This window comes from Citrobacter sp. MGH 55 (assembly GCF_016906145.1).
GTDB classification, from domain to species: Bacteria; Pseudomonadota; Gammaproteobacteria; order Enterobacterales; family Enterobacteriaceae; genus Citrobacter_A; species Citrobacter_A amalonaticus.
Genome location: NZ_CP070239.1, coordinates 3,763,759 through 3,783,468, shown reverse-complemented (window position 1 = coordinate 3,783,468; position 19,710 = coordinate 3,763,759). Strand labels below are relative to the sequence as shown.

Annotated in this window: 17 protein-coding genes; 9 read left to right on the top strand and 8 right to left on the bottom strand. The window is 55.5% G+C overall.

The window, feature by feature from the left end:
• Together ompC and JTI98_RS15520 are read left to right on the top strand one after the other, a co-directional pair.
• On the top strand, positions 1-1,046 hold a 1,046-nt coding region (gene ompC / locus JTI98_RS15525; RefSeq protein ID WP_216081491.1), incomplete at its 5' end, for a porin OmpC.
• An 87-nt stretch (positions 1,047-1,133) separates the two neighbouring features.
• Entirely contained in the window at positions 1,134-1,574 is a 441-nt protein-coding gene (locus tag JTI98_RS15520) for a GFA family protein (RefSeq protein ID WP_043000687.1), read from the top strand.
• 1 nt (position 1,575) lies between these two features.
• On the opposite strand, the gene JTI98_RS15515 is transcribed toward JTI98_RS15520, so the two are convergent.
• The 8 genes from JTI98_RS15515 to JTI98_RS15480 form a co-directional block, all read right to left on the bottom strand.
• Entirely contained in the window at positions 1,576-3,063 is a 1,488-nt protein-coding gene (locus tag JTI98_RS15515; protein ID WP_216081490.1) for an MFS transporter, read from the bottom strand.
• A gap of 211 nt (positions 3,064-3,274) precedes the next feature.
• Entirely contained in the window at positions 3,275-4,048 is a 774-nt protein-coding gene (locus JTI98_RS15510) for a 1,6-dihydroxycyclohexa-2,4-diene-1-carboxylate dehydrogenase (RefSeq protein WP_216081489.1), read from the bottom strand.
• 9 nt (positions 4,049-4,057) lie between these two features.
• Entirely contained in the window at positions 4,058-5,074 is a 1,017-nt protein-coding gene (gene benC, locus JTI98_RS15505; RefSeq protein ID WP_142765136.1) for a benzoate 1,2-dioxygenase electron transfer component BenC, read from the bottom strand.
• 9 nt (positions 5,075-5,083) lie between these two features.
• On the bottom strand, positions 5,084-5,569 hold the full coding sequence (gene benB, locus JTI98_RS15500; RefSeq protein WP_054177016.1) for a benzoate 1,2-dioxygenase small subunit: 486 nt from the start codon (positions 5,567-5,569) through the stop codon (positions 5,084-5,086).
• A complete protein-coding gene (locus tag JTI98_RS15495) occupies positions 5,563-6,951 on the bottom strand; it encodes a Rieske 2Fe-2S domain-containing protein (RefSeq protein ID WP_216081488.1) in 1,389 nt (462 codons plus the stop codon). Before JTI98_RS15495 ends, benB begins: the two co-directional genes overlap by 7 nt.
• 122 nt (positions 6,952-7,073) lie before the next feature.
• Entirely contained in the window at positions 7,074-8,000 is a 927-nt protein-coding gene (gene catA / locus JTI98_RS15490; RefSeq protein WP_216081487.1) for a catechol 1,2-dioxygenase, read from the bottom strand.
• Between the two features lie 65 nt (positions 8,001-8,065).
• Entirely contained in the window at positions 8,066-8,356 is a 291-nt protein-coding gene (catC, locus tag JTI98_RS15485; protein ID WP_216081486.1) for a muconolactone Delta-isomerase, read from the bottom strand.
• 12 nt (positions 8,357-8,368) lie between these two features.
• Complete coding sequence (locus JTI98_RS15480; protein ID WP_252869595.1) at positions 8,369-9,520, bottom strand: muconate cycloisomerase family protein; 1,152 nt, start codon at positions 9,518-9,520, stop codon at positions 8,369-8,371.
• 195 nt (positions 9,521-9,715) lie between these two features.
• Here JTI98_RS15480 and JTI98_RS15475 point away from each other — a divergent pair, with 195 nt between their 5' ends.
• The 7 genes from JTI98_RS15475 (at position 9,716) to narI (ending at position 19,603) form a co-directional block, all read left to right on the top strand.
• The gene (locus JTI98_RS15475; protein ID WP_216081484.1) at positions 9,716-10,552 is read left to right on the top strand and encodes an IclR family transcriptional regulator C-terminal domain-containing protein; all 837 of its coding nucleotides are present in this window, start codon (positions 9,716-9,718) and stop codon (positions 10,550-10,552) included.
• Positions 10,553-10,618: 66 nt separating this feature from the next.
• Entirely contained in the window at positions 10,619-11,197 is a 579-nt protein-coding gene (locus JTI98_RS15470; RefSeq protein ID WP_216081483.1) for a TetR family transcriptional regulator, read from the top strand.
• 216 nt (positions 11,198-11,413) lie between these two features.
• On the top strand, positions 11,414-12,802 hold the full coding sequence (locus JTI98_RS15465) for a NarK family nitrate/nitrite MFS transporter (RefSeq protein ID WP_044328240.1): 1,389 nt from the start codon (positions 11,414-11,416) through the stop codon (positions 12,800-12,802).
• A gap of 147 nt (positions 12,803-12,949) precedes the next feature.
• Positions 12,950-16,690 carry a nitrate reductase subunit alpha gene (locus JTI98_RS15460; RefSeq protein ID WP_216081482.1) on the top strand — a complete coding sequence of 1,247 codons (3,741 nt, stop codon included), beginning with the start codon at positions 12,950-12,952 and terminating at the stop codon, positions 16,688-16,690.
• Entirely contained in the window at positions 16,687-18,231 is a 1,545-nt protein-coding gene (gene narH, locus JTI98_RS15455; protein WP_216081481.1) for a nitrate reductase subunit beta, read from the top strand. The genes JTI98_RS15460 and narH overlap by 4 nt, the downstream gene beginning before the upstream one ends.
• Complete coding sequence (narW, locus tag JTI98_RS15450; protein WP_058588079.1) at positions 18,231-18,926, top strand: nitrate reductase molybdenum cofactor assembly chaperone; 696 nt, start codon at positions 18,231-18,233, stop codon at positions 18,924-18,926. The genes narH and narW overlap by 1 nt, the downstream gene beginning before the upstream one ends.
• Positions 18,923-19,603: a respiratory nitrate reductase subunit gamma gene (narI, locus tag JTI98_RS15445; RefSeq protein ID WP_044326516.1), complete on the top strand. Its 681-nt coding sequence runs from the start codon at positions 18,923-18,925 to the stop codon at positions 19,601-19,603. The genes narW and narI overlap by 4 nt, the downstream gene beginning before the upstream one ends.
• The last annotated feature ends 107 nt before the right edge of the window (positions 19,604-19,710 follow it).

The following is a 19,710-nucleotide window of genomic DNA, read 5'->3' as shown; positions in this document are numbered from 1 at the left end:
CTAGCCTGTTGGCAGCAGGCGTCGTGAATGCGGCAGAAGTGTATAACAAAGACGGCAACAAACTGGATCTGTACGGTAAAGTTACCGCTCTGCACTACTTCTCCGACAATGACGGCGATGATGGCGACAAAACTTATGCACGTCTGGGTTTCAAAGGTGAAACGCAGATTAACGATCAGCTGACCGGTTTCGGCCAGTGGGAATATGAATTCAAAGGCAACAACGACGAAGCGAATGGCAACAAAGGCAACAAAACTCGTCTGGCGTTTGCTGGTCTGAAATTTGCTGAGTTCGGTTCTTTCGATTATGGCCGTAACTATGGCGTTGCTTACGACGTTGGCGCATGGACCGACGTTCTGCCTGAGTTCGGTGGTGACACCTGGACCCAGACTGACAACTTCATGACTGCCCGTACCACTGGCGTTGCAACCTACCGTAACACCGACTTCTTCGGTCTGGTTGAAGGCTGGAACTTTGCCCTGCAGTATCAGGGTAAAAACGATCGTGGCGACGAAGTTAAAGCGAACGGTGACGGCTTCGGTCTGTCCACCAGCTATGAGTACGAAGGTTTTGCAGCAAGCGCCGCTTATGCGAAATCTGACCGTACTGATGACCAGGTTGCCTACGGTGACAACAGCCTGAATGCTTCCGGCGACAACGCTGAAGTGTGGGCTGCAGGCCTGAAATATGATGCAAACAACATCTACCTGGCAACTACCTACTCTGAAACTCGTAACATGACGCCGTTCGGTGATGATCACATCGCGAACAAAACTCAGAACTTTGAAGTTGTTGCTCAGTATCAGTTCGACTTCGGTCTGCGTCCGTCCCTGGCTTACCTGAAATCCAAAGGTAAAGACCTGGGTGCATGGGGCGACCAGGATCTGGTTGAATACGTTGATGTTGGCGCAACCTACTACTTCAACAAAAACATGTCTACCTATGTTGATTACAAAATCAACCTGATCGACGAAAGCAACTTTACTCGTGCTGCTGGTGTAGGCACTGACGACATCGTTGCCGTTGGCCTGACCTATCAGTTCTAATTTTTTAGAATTGAGCTGTACAAAAGCCAGCCCACGATGGGCTGGTTTTTTTTCCCCCGAAATCGAATCGGTCATAAGGAGAATGCCGTGCAAACCTATACAGGACGTTGTCTCTGCGGGCAGAGCCATTTCACCGTCGACCTCGAATCCCTCGATGTCTACGCCTGTCACTGTACGATTTGCCAGAAATGGTCCGGTGGGATCGCGATGTATCTGGAAGCCTGTGGGCAGCCGATGATGGATGCCGATGCATCCGACCCGGCGCATTTTGCATCGTCGCCACGCGGGGAACGGTATTTTTGTTCCGGCTGTGGATGTCCGTTGTGGATCAAGTTGACCGACACTGAGCGCTACTTCATTCCCTGGACGTTGCTCGAATTTAACGAGGTCGATCGTCGTCGTCTGATCCTCGCCGCTGAGATTTATACCGAAACGCAACCCGCATTCTGGCGGCTTACAGGTCAGTACGCTCGTCTGAGCGGCAAGGAAGTAGAAGAACTGGACAACCGCTGCCAGTTCACCTACTGAGTTACTCGCGTGCGGCCTTCACCAGACTGAACCACATGCCGACTGCCAGCAAAATCAGCATGCTCCCGGCGCTGCTTAATGCCACGCTATGCGACCAGGTAAAAGCCTGCTTCGCGGCCAGCAGAACAGGATCCGCCAATGCCGAGGGAAGCGACTGCGCCAGTTGTACCGCTTCACCCATTGAAGACGAGGCACGTTCCATTTCTCCGGCGTTCAGACCATCAGGCAGCACAATCGACGCAGAGAAACTGCGGCTGAGCAACAGACCAAAGATAGCAATTCCCAGCCCCGCCCCCAGCTCATAGGCCATCGTTTCGATCGCCCCGGCCGCTGCCGCTTTCTCGGCTGGCGCCGCCGCCATGATCGCCGCCGTTGAGGCCAACAGCGCGCTGGCGGCACTGAATCCCAGTAGCGCCATTAACATCCAGGCCTGAATTTGCTGGGTACTGAAATCCGTTGCCGCCAGGCCATAGAAACTCAATGCGCTTAGCGCCATTCCGCCGGTTGCCACTTTCCGCAGCCCCAGTCGTGATACCAGCATCCCGGCAATCGGGCCGCTAAACCCACTGGCCAGCATCACTGGCAGCATAAACAATCCAGCCTGATACGGCGTTAAGCCATGAACAAACTGCAATTCCTGCGCCATTAACAGCTCAAAACCGACCAGTGTAATCATCGCTGTCATCGCCATCACCACGCCGCTTAAGATAATACGATGGGTGAACAGGCGCATATCAATCATGGGACGACTCGCCGCCAGCTGAATGCGGACAAACTGCGCCAGCAACAGTGCGCCGCTCACCAGCGCCAGCGCGATAACGCCGGTGGCTATGTGCCCTTTCAGCGCCGTTTTCGCACTGTAAACCAGCAGCAAAATCGCGACAATCAGCATAATGGCATGTCCCAGATTGAGCGACTGATCGCGACGTCCGGCCTGACGCGGAACATAGCGCGCGGTGAGCGCCACCACGACAAGTACAATCGGCACATTGATTAAGAACACTGAGCCCCAATAGAAGTGCTCAAGCAGCATGCCGCCCACCAGCGGGCCGAATGCCGCCCCGCCAGACCCCACCGCCGCCCAGACGCCAAGCGCCATGTTGCGATGGCGTGCTTGCGAGAAGGTGGCGCGGATCCCGGCCAGCGTCGCCGGTACGATCATCGCCGCGCCAATTGCCAGAATGGCCCGAGTGGCGATCAGCCAGCTGGCGGTGTGGGAAAAGGCGGCAGCCAGTGACGCGAGACCGAACAGCGTCCCGCCGAGGATCAGCAGGCGCTTAAAGCCGATGCGATCGCCGAGCGCGCCCATCGGCAGTACCATCCCTGCCATCACCAGCGAGTAAATATCAATGATCCACAACAGTTCGTTGCCACTGGCACCCAGCGTCATACTCAGCGTGGGTGCGGCAACGTGCAGCACCGTTGCATCAATCGCAACAGGAATGTAGACCAGCACAATAATCACTAACGTTAACCACTGACGAAACATAAAGCTCCCTGTAAATACAAACTGGACACATGTCCAGCTTCCACGATCCTACGGAAAATTGAACATATGTCCAATTTTTTGTTCAGCTACGTGATTATCGAAGATGAGGGTTATTGAATCTGTGAATGATTTTGACGTCGGTGAATGATGGCAATCCAGCGGAATAAAACAGCAAGCCGACCTCCCGTGTCGGCTTACGGGTAGAACAACATCAGCCGAGATCGCCTCCGGCAACCGGTAAGATGATGCCGGTAATATAGCTGGCGTCATCGCTGGCGAGGAACAGGATCGCATTCGCCTGCTCCGCCAGCGTGCCATAGCGGTGCATCAGACTGCTGTCGATGGTCTGATCAATCACCTGCTGATACCACGCCTGCTCCTGGGCGGACGGCGTTTCGTCATTACGCGGAACGAGACGCGCCGGGGCGTCGGTCCCTCCGGGTGCCACCGCATTGATGCGAATACCGCAGCCGCTGTATTCCATTGCAATCGATCGTGTTAGCGCGTTGACGCCGCCCTTCGCGGCTGAGTATGGCACACGGTTTACCCCGCCTGTGGCAACGGAAGAGATATTCACAATACTGCCGCGCCCCTGTTTCAGCATCCACGGGAGCGCTGCGCGGCAGCCCCACAGCGTCGGAAACAGCGAACGACGGATCTCTTTCTCAATCTGATCCGGCTGGTATTCGGCAAACGGTCGGGCCCAGATAGTCCCGCCGACGTTATTGACCAGCACGTCCAGTTGTCCAAAATGCGCGACGCCTGCGGCAAAAACCTGTTCGGTGCTTTCCCATTGTTCCAGGTCCGCTTCCAGCGCCAGCACCTGACACCCACCCGACGCCAGCGTTGCCGCCAGTTCATGGACATAGTGGGAACGATCGATAAGCAACAGCCGCGCCCCTTCTTGCGAGGCCTGAATAGCGGTCTGGCGACCAATTCCCTGCGCCGCGCCGGTAATGGCCACAACTTTATCGTTAAATCGCATAGAGGCTCCTTACGCCGCCGCACTCTGGCTGGCGATAAATTTTTCGTACCAGAATCCGGCTGGCGTAATGCCTCGCTCGCGTAACGCCGTGGTGATGGCATTGACCATCGGCGGCGGACCACAAAGATAAATATCCACATCGCCCTGATTGAGCATCGCCTCGCTAAGATGATCGGTGACAAACCCGCGCTGTGGACAACCACTTTGCGCGTCGGCGACAACCGGTAACCAGCGGAAGTCAGCCAGTTTCTGCTGAAAGGCGTCCAGCGCGTCGGTTTTGACCAGGTCGACATCATAGGTCACGCCATACAGTAACGAGATCTGACGCTGGCTCCCCTGCGCAGCGAGCGTTTCCAGCATGGACAGCATCGGGGCCAGTCCGGTACCGCCAGCCAGCATCAGCACCGGGCGTTCGCCGTGGCGCAGATAAAAACTGCCCATCGGACCGCTAAGCGTAACGGTATCACCGGGTTGTCCGCGCTGGGTCAGCCACTGACTCATCAACCCACCGGGCACATTACGGATCAGAAAGCGTCCTTCGTTACTGCCCGGCAGCGAACTGAATGAGTAGGCACGCTGCTGCGTCGTCCCCGGAACCTGAATGTTGATGTACTGCCCGGAGAGAAAATGGAGCGCGGTATCCGGGCGTACGATCAGTTCAATCGCGGTGTCAGAGAGCGCATTGATCGCCAGTACATCTGCATGCGTCGTCGTGATGCTGGTTTTACACTGTGCCGCAGCGACCGGCACGTCAATGACACAGTCGCTGGCGGGGATCATCTGGCAGGTCAGCACCTGTCGTGCAGTGGCTTCATCCTCGCTCAGCGCCTCTTCCAGAAAGTCCTCTCCCAGCGCGTAATCGCCGCTGGCGCAGTGGCATTTACAGGTGCCGCAAACGCCGTCGGAGCAATCCATCGGCAGGTTCACCTTCTGCCGGTAAGCGGCATCCAGTACCTTTTCACCGGCGTTGCATTGAATAAAACGGGTGATGCCGTCCTCAAAATTGAGGGCAATTGTAAAACTCATAAGCACCTCTTAAATATGGTAAACGTCAATCACCTGACGGATATAGTCGTTATTGAGTCGCACGGTTTTCCGCATGATTTGCGGCTGGCCGTCCTGTTCAACCAGCGTGCAGTGTGTGGTGCCGAAGTAGGCATCGGTATGCTGATAACGGTGGCTGTAAGTGACCCAGTTGTAGCGCACCTCGATGCCGCCTTCTTTCTCGCCCAGCAGTTCGACGTTGCTGATCATATGCGTGGTACGCGGCTCCGGGGTGCTGGCGCCGGAACGTTCGGTTTTGATGCGGTACACCCGATCTTCCAGTCCGTCCCGATTGGGATAATAGATAAGCGAAATCTCCCGCTGTGGGTCGCGGGTGGTTTTATCATCATCGCCCCAGGCGGGCATCCAGAAAACTACCTTCGGGCTATAGCAGTTGAGCCACGCGTCCCACTGGCGATCGTCCAGCAACCGCGCTTCGTAGTAGAGAAACTGGCGAACCTGTTCAAGCGTTAACATCCGCCCACCTCCACGCGTTGCGTAATCGACTGTTCATATTGCTGCTGTTCTTTTTCCACCGCCGCGAGCATCACGTTTTGCCAGTGATGATGATGAGCGATGTAGAGCGCCTCATCTTCGGACTTCACACCACTCAACAGCGGTCTGAATCCTGCCTGTTGTGCATGTTCATCGGGGCCATCCACCCAGTGCAGCGCGCCGCGGCTGAGATCGCTCCACGCCAGATTTTCTCCCAGATAGCCGCGCTGGCAGGCGCTGAACTCTTCCAGATCGTCGGGAGTTCCCATCCCGCTGACGTTAAAGAAATCCTCATACTGGCGAATGCGTAGCGCGCGAGCCTGGTCAGATTCGCCTTTAGGCGCAAAGCACCAGATCGTCACTTCGGTTTTATCGACCGCGATGGGGCGAATCACGCGGATCTGCGTGGAAAACTGATCCATCAGGTACACGTTGGGATAGAGACACAAATTCCGTGTCTCATTGACCATCTGGTCGGCGCGATTTTCACCAAATTCCTCCTTTAACCGCTCACGATGATCGTAAACCGGGCGGACTTCAGGGTTCATCGCCCGCGTCCACAGCAGCATATGACCGTGTTCAAACCCGTAGCCACCGCCGAGACTCTTAGACCAGCCGTTGGCATCCACCGCCCGCGTGCCTTCCGCTTCGTAATTACGGCGCGACATGGTTGAGGCATAATTCCAGTGCACCACGCTGACGTGATAGCCGTCAGCCCCGTTTTCCGCCCCCAGTTTCCAGTTGCCTTCATAGACATAGCTGGACGAACCTTTCAGGACTTCCAGCCCCTCAGGAGCCTGATCGACCATCAGATCGATAATTTTGCTGGTCTCGCCGAGGTAGGTTTCCAGCGGCAGCACATCTTCACTCAGACTACCGAACAGAAATCCGCGATACGAGGCAAAGCGCGGAAGCGATTTCAGATCGTGCGACCCGTCATGCCTGAATGTCTCCGGATAACCACCGGTACTTTCATCTTTCGCCTTCAACAGTTTGCCGTTATTACTGAAGGTCCAGCCGTGAAACGGACAGGTAAAGGAGTTTTTATTTCCCGTCTTTCGTCGACATAACATCGCGCCACGATGCGCACAGCTATTAATAAGCGCATGCAGTTCGTTCTTTTTATCGCGGGTAATAATGACCGGTTGACGTCCCAGGGTCAGCGTAAAATAATCACCGGGTTCCGGGATCTGACTTTCATGCGCCAGAAATACCCAGTTCCCTTCGAAGATATGTTTGAGTTCCAGATTAAATAACTGCTCATCGGTAAATATCGAACGATGGCAGCGATAAATATGATTATCACGATCCACAATCAGAGCCTGCGTGATTTTATCTTTTAATGCCGAGAGCGTTTTTTGCATGAGTGTATCCCTCCTGCATAATTCAGGATGTATATACCCGTCATACTTTAAGTGGCAGTTGCGTTGGCTGCGCTCAAATTATGTAGGGTATAAAACGGTATGGGTCAGACAGGCGTCGCGTATTATTCCTGAGCGCGCAGTCGGGCAATTCGTTGTTCTTCTTCAGCACGTTGCGCCGCGCACAGCGTAAAGTCGAAACAAACTTCTGTATGTTCACCGGCAAGGTCGCGTTGCTGAATCAACGCCGGATCGCTGATTTTCACCGGGTCGGCAATCAGACCATCACGGGTAGCGAAGGCGAAATCATCCCACAGATACTGGTCACCGTTCAGGTTGATCTGACTGGTCAGGTGCTTAAAGCCCGGCGCAGAGACAAAGAAGTGGATGTGCGCCGGGCGGTTGCCGTGGCGGCCCAGTTGATTGAGCAATTTCTGCGTCGGGCCGTCCGGCGGACAACCGTAACCCGAAGGCAGAATACTGCGCACGCTGTAGCGCCCTTCAGCGTCGGTACGAATGCGACGGCGCAGGTTGTAGTCGCTCTGGCTCTGATCGAAGAAAGAGTAATTGCCCAGCGTGTTGGCATGCCAGATATCGACAATCGCCCCGGCCACCGGTTGTCCGTGTACGTCCTTGACCTGACCGTGCAACCACATCACTTCGCCAGCATCTTTGCCGTCATCCATCCGGGCATAGCCATCAGCCAGCGGTGCGTTAGCCACATACAATGGCCCTTCGATGGTACGCGGGGTACCGGTCTCTGATGACTGGCGGGATTCGATCGCTTCCTGGCGCAGATCGAGGAAGTGTTCCAGACCCAGACCGGCAGCAAGCAGGGCCGCTTCCTGACGTCCGCCCAGTTCATGCAGATAATTCACCGCATGCCAGAATTCTTCCTGCGTGACATTATAATCATCAATAAGGGTACAAATATCACCGAGCAGGCGATGAATAATCGATTTAAAACGTTCATTCCCTTCCGGCCCATTTAATCCGGCACCTTCACGCAATAATTTCTGTACGTCATCTTGTTGGATAAAAGAATGGCTCATAATGCGTCTCGCTTATTATTGTCTGTAGGGTTATGCCGGATCATTTCCGGCATGCGGTACTGATATTATCGGTCGTTATTCTGAATAGACGATGGATGGCGGCACAGCGCTTCGATGCGAATATGCATGAATGGATATAACGGCAGTGCCATTAATATCCGGTGTAATTCTTCGGCATCATCGACATCAAAGATACTGACATTGGCGTACTGCCCTGCAACGCGCCAGATATGTCGCCATTTACCGTCTCGTTGTAACTGTTGGGAATAGGCTTTTTCCCGTGATTTAATCTCTTCAATTTCACTCGCCGGCATTCCGTAAGGAATATTCACGGTCATATCCACTTTAAATAACATTTGTCTCTCCTGTTATTCCTGACGCTTGCGGGCATAAAACTGCAGTTTTTCCTCATCCAGTTCGACTCCCAGTCCCGGTGCTTGCGGTAGCGTGACACAACCATCGGCGAAGGAGAGCGGAAGGCTGACGATGTCATCTTTTAACAGCAGCGGGCCAAACATCTCTGTGCCCCACTGCAACGGCAGAGTTGACCATGCATGCAGTGATGCCACCGTACCCACGGTACCTTCGAGCATCGTGCCGCCGTACAGTCCGATTCCTGCCGCCTGTGCAACGTGCGCCAGTTTCAGCACGCTGGCCGGTCCACCGGCTTTGGCAATCTTCAGCGCATAGGCGCCGCAGAACCCCTGCTGTGCCAGACGATAACCGTCGAAATGGCTGGCAACGGATTCATCCGCCAGGATCGCTGCGTCACTGCGATGACTCAGGCGAACCAGCGCATTGTTGTCTTCGGCGCTCACCGGTTGCTCAATCAGGTCAACGCCCATGGCCGCCAGTTCCCGACATCCTTTTGCCGCTGAAGTGGCATCCCACGCCTGGTTGACGTCAACACGGATGCTGGCGCGATCCCCCAGTGCTTCCACAATGGCACGGGTATGACGCAGGTCGGTTTCCAGCTCCCGGGCGCCGATCTTCAGCTTAAATGCCCGATGCCGCCCGGCATCCAGCAGCCGCTGTCCCTCGGCAATATCGTTGTCCGTGTTGCCGCTGGCGAGCGTCCATAAGACCGGCAGGACGGTATTCAGCGCGCCGCCCAGCAGTGCGGAAACCGGCAGTCCTAACGCTTTTCCCTGGGCATCCAGCAGCGCGGTTTCAATAGCCGATTTGGCAAAGGTGTTGCCTTTGATTGCACTGCGAATACGCGACGTCAGCGCATTCAGATTCCCGGCAGGCTGGCCTTTCAACAGAGGTGTGAAATAGTGCGTAATCGCGGACTGAATCGCCTCCGGACTTTCCACCCCATAGCTTAGACCACCAATAGTAGTGGCTTCGCCAATGCCGCAGATCCCGTCTGAACGTGTGATCCGGACAATCACCAGCGTCTGGCACCCCATCGTGGTCATGGAAAGTTTGTGAGGCCGAATCGTCGGGACATCAACCACCCAGCTTTCAATATGTTCAACGGTCGCAGTCATTCGTTTCTTCCTGAGCATAAATATCATTACTTTTCGTGCCACCGGTGATAACCCACGGTGACGATGCTTTTGACAATAGGTGTGTGCTATGGAGGTGGTCAACGGCGATAATCGAAATGTTGTGCGATTATCGGCACGATTGTTACATTGAGGTTAATAGTGTGATCCCGGTGGGAAAATGGGGATATTCCCGGGCTCGCGTTCATTCGCGCGGTATAGTTGATGCGGTTTAAGATTTGCGTTGCACAGGAGAAGGACTCAATGAGCGATAAAAATCAGATAGTTATCAATAGTCTACCGGCTAAGTCTGACCCTAATTTTATGCTGTCCCTAGCGCGAGGTCTGGAAGTCCTGAATGCGTTTACTCCTCAACGTCAGCGCCTGACGATTTCACAACTCAGCCAGAAAACGCAGATTTCCCGTGCGGCTGTGCGTCGCTGTCTCTATACCCTGGCGGCACTGGGCATGGTACACAGTCCTGACGGCCGCAGTTATGAACTGCTGCCACGCGTACTGGCCGTGGGTCACGCCTATCTCGCCGGTACGCCGCTGGCAAAAGTGGCGCAGGCCGCGCTGGATAATCTGGGTAAATCACTCGGCGAATCCTGTTCTGCTGCCACGCTTGATGGCGATAACGTACTGTATATCGCCCGCGCGGCGGTGAATAACCTGCTCAGCGTCGACATTGGACGCGGCAGCCGTCTGCCCGCATGGGCCACGTCGATGGGTCGCGTGCTGCTTAGCGCGCTTCCCGAAGAACAGTTAGAAGTGACATTGTCACGCGCTCAGCTCCTCCGCTATACCCCGCATACGATTTGCGACCTGACGGCGCTACGGGAAGAGATCGCCCGGGTACGTATCCAGGGCTACGCGTTGGCTGACCGACAGATCGAAGTTGGACTCTGTTCCCTGGCCGTTCCGCTGCTTTCCCGCAGTGGCAACGTGGTGGCGGCCCTCAATGTCGGGGTGCCGGCGTCATCAATGAGCGCCGCCGCATTAAAAGAGAAGGCGCTGGCCCCCCTGCGTCGTTCCGCGATGGAACTCTCGCTTCAGTTGTAGCGTGTAACAATTGAACGGTTGTCCAGCTTGTTGATACACTGCCTCTCCGCAAAGAATGGAGGGGATATGAGCTATCTGAACAAAGATGAGCGTCGCGAAGTGATATTGCAGGCCGCCATGCGCGTGGCGCTCGAAGACGGTTTTACGGCCATGACCGTCCGACGGATAGCCACAGAAGCAAAAGTGGCCACCGGGCAAGTCCACCACCATTTCACCTCCGCTGGCGAACTGAAATCACAGGCTTTTGTTCGTCTGATTCGCACCTTGCTGGATGCGGAACTGGTCGCGGAAGATGCCCCCTGGCGCACGCGTCTGCACGCCACGCTGGGCAGTGATGACCGCGGATTCGAGCCCTACATTAAGCTCTGGCGCGAAGCGCAGATCCTTGCGGATAAAGACCCGGAAATCAAAAGCGCTTATCTCCTCACCATGCGCATGTGGCACGAGGAAACGGTCGCGATTATCGAAAGCGGACTCGCCGCCGGAGAGTTCACCCTCGCCTCCGACCCTGCCGACATCGCCTGGCGCCTGATTGCACTGGTCTGTGGCCTTGATGGCATGTACGTTCTCGGCATTCAGGAGATGGCCGATCCGGCGTTTGATCGCCATCTTGATCGCATGATTGAGCTGGAGCTTTTTTCCTGAACGAATGAAGGTTAATCATTTATACTTTCTATTTACATTTGGTAACACTTAAGTAACCTGTTATTCCCCCTTCGCTCCGCGTCGTTGCGCATTCTTATCTATCCTTTCATCAATATTCCTAAAAGCATTAATAAATTCTAAAAAGGGCGTATAGCGCCCTTTTACGCAGACTATTTCTTATTTTTTTATGAACGATCTGTGCATGTGAGGGGTAATATGGCACGACAAAATGAGAAAAATAATCGTTATCTTTTGAGTGACTGGAAGCCGGAAAATCCTGCATTTTGGGAGAATAAAGGAAAGCACATAGCGCGAAGAAACCTTTGTATCTCAGTCGCTTGCCTTTTACTCGCCTTCTGCGTCTGGATGTTATTTAGTGCCGTTGCCGTCAATCTTAATAAAATTGGTTTTAATTTCACCACCGATCAACTCTTTTTATTGACCGCATTACCTTCTCTTTCTGGTGCAATATTACGTGTTCCCTACTCCTTTATGGTGCCTATATTTGGCGGACGCCGTTGGACGGTGTTTAGTACCGCAATCCTGATTATTCCTTGCGTCTGGCTCGGCTTTGCGGTGCAAAATACCACCACCCCTTTCGAGGTATTTATCATTATCGCGCTGCTGTGCGGTTTTGCTGGCGCAAATTTTGCTTCCAGCATGGGCAACATCAGCTTCTTTTTCCCAAAATCGAAACAAGGCAGCGCGCTGGGAGTGAACGGAGGGCTGGGTAATCTCGGCGTCAGCGTGATGCAACTCGTCGCGCCGCTGGTGATCTTTCTGCCGATCTTCGCCTTCCTCGGCGTTCAGGGCGTACCGCAACCCGATGGGTCACTGCTCTCACTGGCAAACGCCGCCTGGATCTGGGTGCCGCTGCTGGCGATTGCCACGATTGCCGCCTGGCTGGGCACCAATGATATTGCCAGTTCCAAAGCCTCTATTGCGTCTCAGTTACCGGTGCTCAAGCGCTTTCACCTCTGGCTGTTGAGCCTGCTCTATCTGGCCACATTCGGATCGTTCATCGGCTTTTCCGCAGGTTTTGCCATGCTGGCGAAGACGCAGTTCCCCGACGTGAACATCCTCAATCTGGCGTTTTTTGGCCCGTTTATCGGCGCGCTGGCGCGTTCTGCAGGTGGCGTCATCTCTGATAAGTTCGGCGGCGTCCGGGTGACGCTGATTAACTTCATCTTTATGGCGCTGTTCTCAGCCCTGCTCTTCCTGACGCTTCCCGGCTCCGGTTCCGGCAGCTTTATTGCCTTCTATCTGGTCTTTATGGGGCTGTTCTTAACTGCCGGTCTGGGCAGCGGCTCTACCTTCCAGATGATCGCCGTCATCTTCCGCCAGCTCACCATCTACAAGGTGAAACTGCGTGGTGGCAGTGACGAACAGGCACAGCGTGAAGCGGTGACCGACACCGCCGCCGCGCTGGGCTTTATTTCCGCTATTGGTGCCGTCGGCGGCTTTTTCATTCCTAAGGCGTTCGGCAGTTCGCTGGCGATGACCGGTTCTCCCGTCGGCGCCATGAAAATCTTTCTGGTGTTTTACATCGTCTGCGTGCTGGTGACCTGGCTGGTCTATGGCCGCCGTAAACCGAAGCAAAAATAACAACATATTCACCGATGTTTTGTAGGTCGGATAAGGCGCCTGCGCCTATCCGGCAAGAATTTTACGCCTGATAGCGACGCCGAGGCGTCTTATCAGGTCTACAGGACTTATCCGGCCTACAAGACCCTATGGAGCAGGAGAAATGTCATGAGTAAACTGTTGGATCGCTTCCGTTACTTTAAACAAAAGGGTGACACCTTTGCTGACGGTCACGGCCAGGTGATGCATACCAATCGGGACTGGGAAGACAGCTATCGTCAGCGCTGGCAGTTTGACAAGATTGTCCGTTCCACCCACGGGGTGAACTGTACCGGCTCCTGTAGCTGGAAGATCTACGTCAAAAATGGTCTGGTGACCTGGGAAACCCAGCAGACCGACTATCCCCGGACGCGCCCGGATCTGCCTAACCACGAACCGCGCGGCTGCCCGCGTGGTGCCAGCTACTCCTGGTATCTGTACAGTGCCAATCGCCTGAAATACCCGCTGGTGCGTAAGCGTCTGATCGAACTGTGGCGTGACGCGCTCTCTACCCATGCCGATCCGGTGTTGGCGTGGGAGTCAATCATGAACGACCCGCTAAAAAGCCAGAGCTACAAGCAGGTACGCGGACGCGGCGGGTTCATCCGCTCCAGTTGGAAAGAGCTTAACCAGTTGATTGCCGCCGCCAACGTCTGGACGGTGAAAACCTATGGACCGGACCGCGTCGCCGGTTTCTCGCCGATCCCGGCAATGTCGATGGTCTCCTACGCCGCCGGGACCCGTTACCTTTCCCTGCTCGGCGGTACCTGTCTGAGTTTTTACGACTGGTACTGCGACTTACCGCCCGCGTCACCGATGACCTGGGGCGAGCAGACCGATGTGCCGGAATCCGCCGACTGGTACAACTCCAGCTATATCATCGCCTGGGGCTCCAACGTACCGCAAACGCGTACGCCGGATGCACACTTCTTTACCGAAGTCCGTTACAAAGGGACGAAAACGGTCGCCATTACCCCTGACTTCTCCGAAGTCGCCAAACTCAGCGATCAGTGGCTGGCACCAAAACAAGGTACTGACAGCGCGCTGGCGATGGCAATGGGCCACGTGATCTTAAAAGAGTTCCACCTCGACAATCCCAGCGACTACTTCCTTAACTACTGCCGTCGCTATACCGATATGCCGATGCTGGTATTACTGGACGCCCGTGAAGACGGCAGCTATGTGCCAGGACGAATGATGCGCGCCTCGGATCTGGTCGACGGTCTGGGCGAAAGTAATAATCCGGAGTGGAAAACGGTCGCCTGCAACACCACCGGTGAACTGGTAGTGCCTAACGGCTCGATTGGTTTCCGCTGGGGCGAAAAAGGTAAATGGAACCTTGAGTCGCTGGCGGCAGGTACGGAAACCGAGCTGTCGCTGTCATTGCTTGGTCAGCATGATGAGGTATTGGGCGTCGCATTCCCCTATTTTGGCGGCAACGAAAACCCGCATTTTCGCAGCGTGAAGCAGGAACCGGTACTGGTGCGCCAGTTGCCAGTGAAGCAACTGACGCTTGCCGATGGCCGCCGTTGTCCGGTGGTCAGCGTTTACGATCTGGTGCTGGCCAACTACGGCCTCGATCGCGGTCTGGAAGACGCATACGCCGCGAAGGATTATGCTGAGGTGAAGGCCTATACCCCGGCGTGGGCGGAGCAGATCACCGGCGTGCCGCGTTTCCAGATTGAAACCATCGCCCGTGAGTTCGCTGATACCGCACATAAAACCCACGGTCGCTCGATGATTATCCTTGGTGCCGGTGTCAACCACTGGTATCACATGGACATGAACTACCGGGGAATGATCAACATCCTCGTGTTCTGCGGCTGTGTCGGACAGAGCGGCGGCGGCTGGGCGCACTATGTCGGCCAGGAAAAACTGCGTCCGCAAACCGGCTGGCTACCGCTGGCGTTTGCGCTGGACTGGAACCGTCCGCCGCGTCAGATGAACAGCACCTCGTTTTTCTATAATCACGCCAGTCAGTGGCGCTATGAAAAACTGACCGCCCAGGAACTGCTCTCACCGCTGGCGGATGCCTCGAAATTCACTGGTCATCTGATCGATTTCAACGTGCGTGCCGAGCGCATGGGCTGGTTGCCTTCTGCGCCGCAGCTCAACCTCAACCCGCTGACGGTGAAGGCCAGCGCCGAAAAAGCCGGCTTGTCACCCGTGGAATACACCGTTCAGGCGTTGAAATCCGGCGATATTCGTTTTGCCTGCGAACAACCCGACAGCGGCAAGAACCATCCGCGTAACCTGTTTGTCTGGCGCTCTAACCTCCTTGGTTCTTCCGGTAAAGGCCACGAGTACATGCTCAAATATTTACTGGGAACAGAGAGCGGCATTCAGGGGGATGCGCTGGGTTCCCGCGAAGGCATTAAACCTGAAGAGGTTGAATGGGAATCCCCCGCCATTGAAGGCAAGCTCGATCTGCTGGTGACGCTCGACTTCCGCATGTCCAGCACCTGCCTGTTCTCAGATATCGTTCTGCCCACTGCCACCTGGTATGAAAAAGACGACATGAATACCTCGGATATGCATCCGTTTATTCACCCGCTGTCTGCGGCGGTGGATCCGGCGTGGGAATCAAAAAGCGACTGGGAAATCTACAAAGGCATCGCCAGCGTCTTTTCTGAGGTCTGTGTCGGCCATCTGGGACAAGAAACCGACGTGGTGTTGCAGCCGTTGCAGCACGATTCACCGGCAGAACTTTCGCAGCCGTTCGACATCCAGGACTGGCGTAAAGGGGAATGCGAGTTAATCCCCGGTAAAACTGCGCCGAACATTGTCGTGGTGGAGCGCGATTACCCCGCGACGTACGAGCGTTTCACCTCGCTCGGCCCCTTGATGGACAAGTTGGGTAACGGCGGCAAGGGCATTTCGTGGAACACCCAGACGGAGGTCGATTTCCTCGGCAAGCTCAACTACACCAAGCGTGATGGCCCGGCGAAAGGTCGTCCGCTGATTGAAACCGCGCTGGACGCGTCGGAAGTGATCCTCGCTCTGGCCCCGGAAACCAACGGTCAGGTCGCCGTGAAAGCATGGGAAGCGCTCGGCGCGATGACTGGTCGCGAACATACGCATCTGGCGCTCAACAAAGAAGACGAGAAGATTCGCTTTCGTGATATTCAGGCACAGCCACGCAAAATCATCTCCAGCCCGACCTGGTCCGGACTGGAAAGCGAGCATGTCTCCTATAACGCGGGCTATACCAATGTCCATGAACTGATCCCGTGGCGTACCCTCTCCGGTCGTCAACAGCTGTATCAGGACCATCAATGGATGCGGGCATTCGGCGAAAGCCTCGTGGCTTATCGTCCGCCGATTGACACCCGCAGCGTCAGCGAAATGCGGGAGATCCCACCGAACGGCTTCCCGGAGAAAGCGCTTAACTTCCTGACACCGCATCAGAAATGGGGCATTCACTCCACCTACAGCGAAAACCTGCTAATGCTGACGCTGTCGCGCGGCGGGCCGATTGTCTGGATCAGTGAAACGGATGCGAAAGAGCTCGGCATTGAGGATAACGACTGGATCGAAGCCTTCAACGCCAACGGCGCCCTCACCGCCCGTGCGGTGGTGAGCCAGCGGGTGCCGCCCGGCATGACGATGATGTACCACGCCCAGGAACGCATCCTGAATATCCCCGGTTCGGAAGTCACCGGGATGCGCGGCGGGATCCACAACTCCGTCACCCGCGTGTGCCCGAAACCGACGCACATGATTGGCGGTTATGCGCAGCTTGCTTACGGCTTTAACTATTACGGTACCGTCGGCTCCAACCGCGACGAGTTCATCATGATTAGAAAAATGAAAAACATTGACTGGCTGGATGATGAAGGTCGGGATCAGGTACAGGAGGCGAAAAAATGAAGATACGCTCACAGGTTGGCATGGTACTGAACCTCGATAAATGCATTGGCTGCCACACCTGCTCCGTCACCTGTAAAAACGTCTGGACCGGACGTGAAGGAATGGAGTACGCGTGGTTTAACAACGTTGAGACGAAACCCGGCATCGGCTACCCGAAAAACTGGGAAGACCAGGAAGAGTGGCAAGGCGGCTGGGTTCGCGATGTGAACGGTAAAATCCGGCCACGTCTGGGGGGCAAAATGGGCGTCATCACCAAAATCTTCGCCAACCCGGTCATTCCGCAAATCGATGATTACTACGAGCCCTTCACCTACGACTATCAGCATTTGCACAGCGCGCCGGAAGGCAAACATCAACCTACCGCCCGTCCCCGCTCGTTGATTGACGGTAAGCGGATGGACAAAGTCATCTGGGGGCCGAACTGGGAAGAGCTGCTCGGCGGCGAATTCGAAAAGCGCGCGCGAGACTGTAACTTCGACAAGATCCAGAAGGAGATGTACGGCCAGTTCGAAAACACCTTCATGATGTATCTGCCGCGTCTGTGTGAACACTGCCTGAACCCAAGCTGTGTCGCCACTTGTCCGAGCGGCGCCATCTACAAGCGTGAAGAAGACGGCATTGTGCTGATCGATCAGGATAAATGCCGCGGCTGGCGTCTGTGTATCAGCGGCTGTCCATACAAAAAAATCTACTTCAACTGGAAAAGCGGTAAATCCGAAAAATGCATTTTTTGTTATCCGCGCATTGAATCGGGTCAGCCGACGGTCTGCTCCGAAACCTGCGTCGGGCGCATCCGTTATCTTGGTGTGCTGCTCTACGATGCGGACCGCATTGAAGAAGCGGCCAGCACCGAGCATGAAACCGATCTCTATGAGCGTCAGTGCGACGTGTTTCTGAATCCGCACGACCCGGCGGTGATAGAAGAAGCGCTTAAACAGGGCATTCCACAGAACGTGATCGACGCGGCGCAGCGTTCGCCAGTTTACAAAATGGCGATGGACTGGAAGCTGGCGCTGCCGCTGCATCCGGAATACCGCACTCTGCCGATGGTCTGGTATGTGCCGCCGCTGTCACCGATTCAGTCTTATGCCGATGCGGGCGGACTGCCGAAAAGCGACGGCGTACTACCGGCGATCGAAAGCCTGCGAATTCCGGTGCAGTACCTCGCCAATATGCTGAGCGCTGGCGACACCGGCCCGGTGCTGCGGGCACTGAAGCGCATGATGGCGATGCGTCATTATATGCGCTCGCAGACCGTGGAAGGCGTCACCGATACCCGTGCGATTGACGAAGTCGGGTTGACCGTGGAACAGATTGAAGAGATGTATCGCTACCTGGCGATTGCCAACTACGAAGACCGTTTTGTCATCCCGACCAGCCACCGTGAAATGGCGCGTGATGCCTTCCCCGAGCGCAACGGTTGCGGCTTCTCTTTCGGTGATGGATGCCACGGCTCCGATACCAAATTCAACCTGTTCAACAGTAGCCGTATTGACGCGATCAACATCACCGAAGTACGTGACAAAGCGGAGGGGGAATGATGCAAATCCTCAAGGTGATTGGTCTGCTGATGGAGTATCCGGATGAGCAGCTGTGGGAGTGTAAGGACGATGCGCTGGCGCTGGTGCGACACGATGCGCCGATGCTCACCGACTTCACCGAAACCCTGCTCAGCGCGCCGCTGCTCGATAAACAGGCCGAATGGTGCGAAGTGTTTGATCGAGGGCGCGCCACCTCGCTGCTGTTGTTCGAGCATGTGCATGCGGAATCGCGCGATCGCGGTCAGGCGATGGTCGATTTGCTGGCGCAGTACGAGAAAGTCGGGCTACAGCTTGATTGTCGCGAGCTGCCGGACCATCTGCCACTGTATCTGGAATACCTGAGCGTACTGCCGGAAGCGGAAGCGCGCGAAGGTTTGCAGAACGTCGCTCCAATTCTGGCCCTGCTGGGCGGGCGCTTAAAGCAGCGCGACACGCCGTGGTATCAACTGTTCGATGCCCTGCTTTTTCTGGCGGGCAGCCCACTATCAAGTGACAGTGTCACGAAACAGGTGAACACCGAGGACCGTGATGATACCCGACAGGCGCTGGATGCCGTCTGGGAAGAGGAACAGGTGAAATTTATCGAAGATAACGCCACGGCCTGTGACAGTTCGCCGTTACAGCAATATCAACGACGCTTTAGCCAGGACGTGGCGCCACAGTACGTCGACGTCAGCGCGGGAGGCCCGAAATGATACAGTTCCTGAACGTCTTTTTTTACGACATCTACCCCTATCTCTGCGGGACGGTGTTTATCCTTGGCAGTTGGCTGCGCTATGACTACGGCCAGTACACCTGGCGGGCGTCTTCCAGTCAGATGCTGGACAAGCGCGGGATGGTCCTGTGGTCGAATCTGTTCCACATTGGCATTCTGGGGATCTTCTTTGGTCACCTGTTCGGCATGTTAACCCCACACTGGATGTACGCCTGGTTCCTGCCTGTTGCGGTGAAACAACAGATGGCGATGATTGCCGGCGGGATCTGCGGCGTACTGACGCTGGTTGGCGGCGCGGGCTTGCTGGTGCGTCGTCTGACCAACTCTCGCGTCCGGGCCACCTCGTCTACGGCAGATATCCTGATCCTCTGCATTCTGCTGATTCAGTGCATTCTGGGCTTAAGCACAATACCGTTCTCCGCCCAGCACCCGGACGGCAGTGAAATGCTGAAACTGGTGGAATGGGCGCAGTCGGTTGTCACCTTTCGTGGCGGAGCTTCTGCCCACCTCGACGGCGTGGCGTTTATCTTCCGCGTGCATCTGGTGCTGGGAATGACTATCTTCCTGCTCTTCCCGTTCACCCGTCTGGTTCACGTCTGGAGCGCACCGTTTGAGTACTTCAGTCGCCGCTATCAGATCGTTCGTTCTCGTCGCTAGGCATTTCGGTGTCGGATGGTAATGCCATCCGACACGCTGCACATTATGACGCTTCTCCACCTCAGGGAGAATGCTGCTGGTGAAAAGACATCAGGAGCGAGTATTAG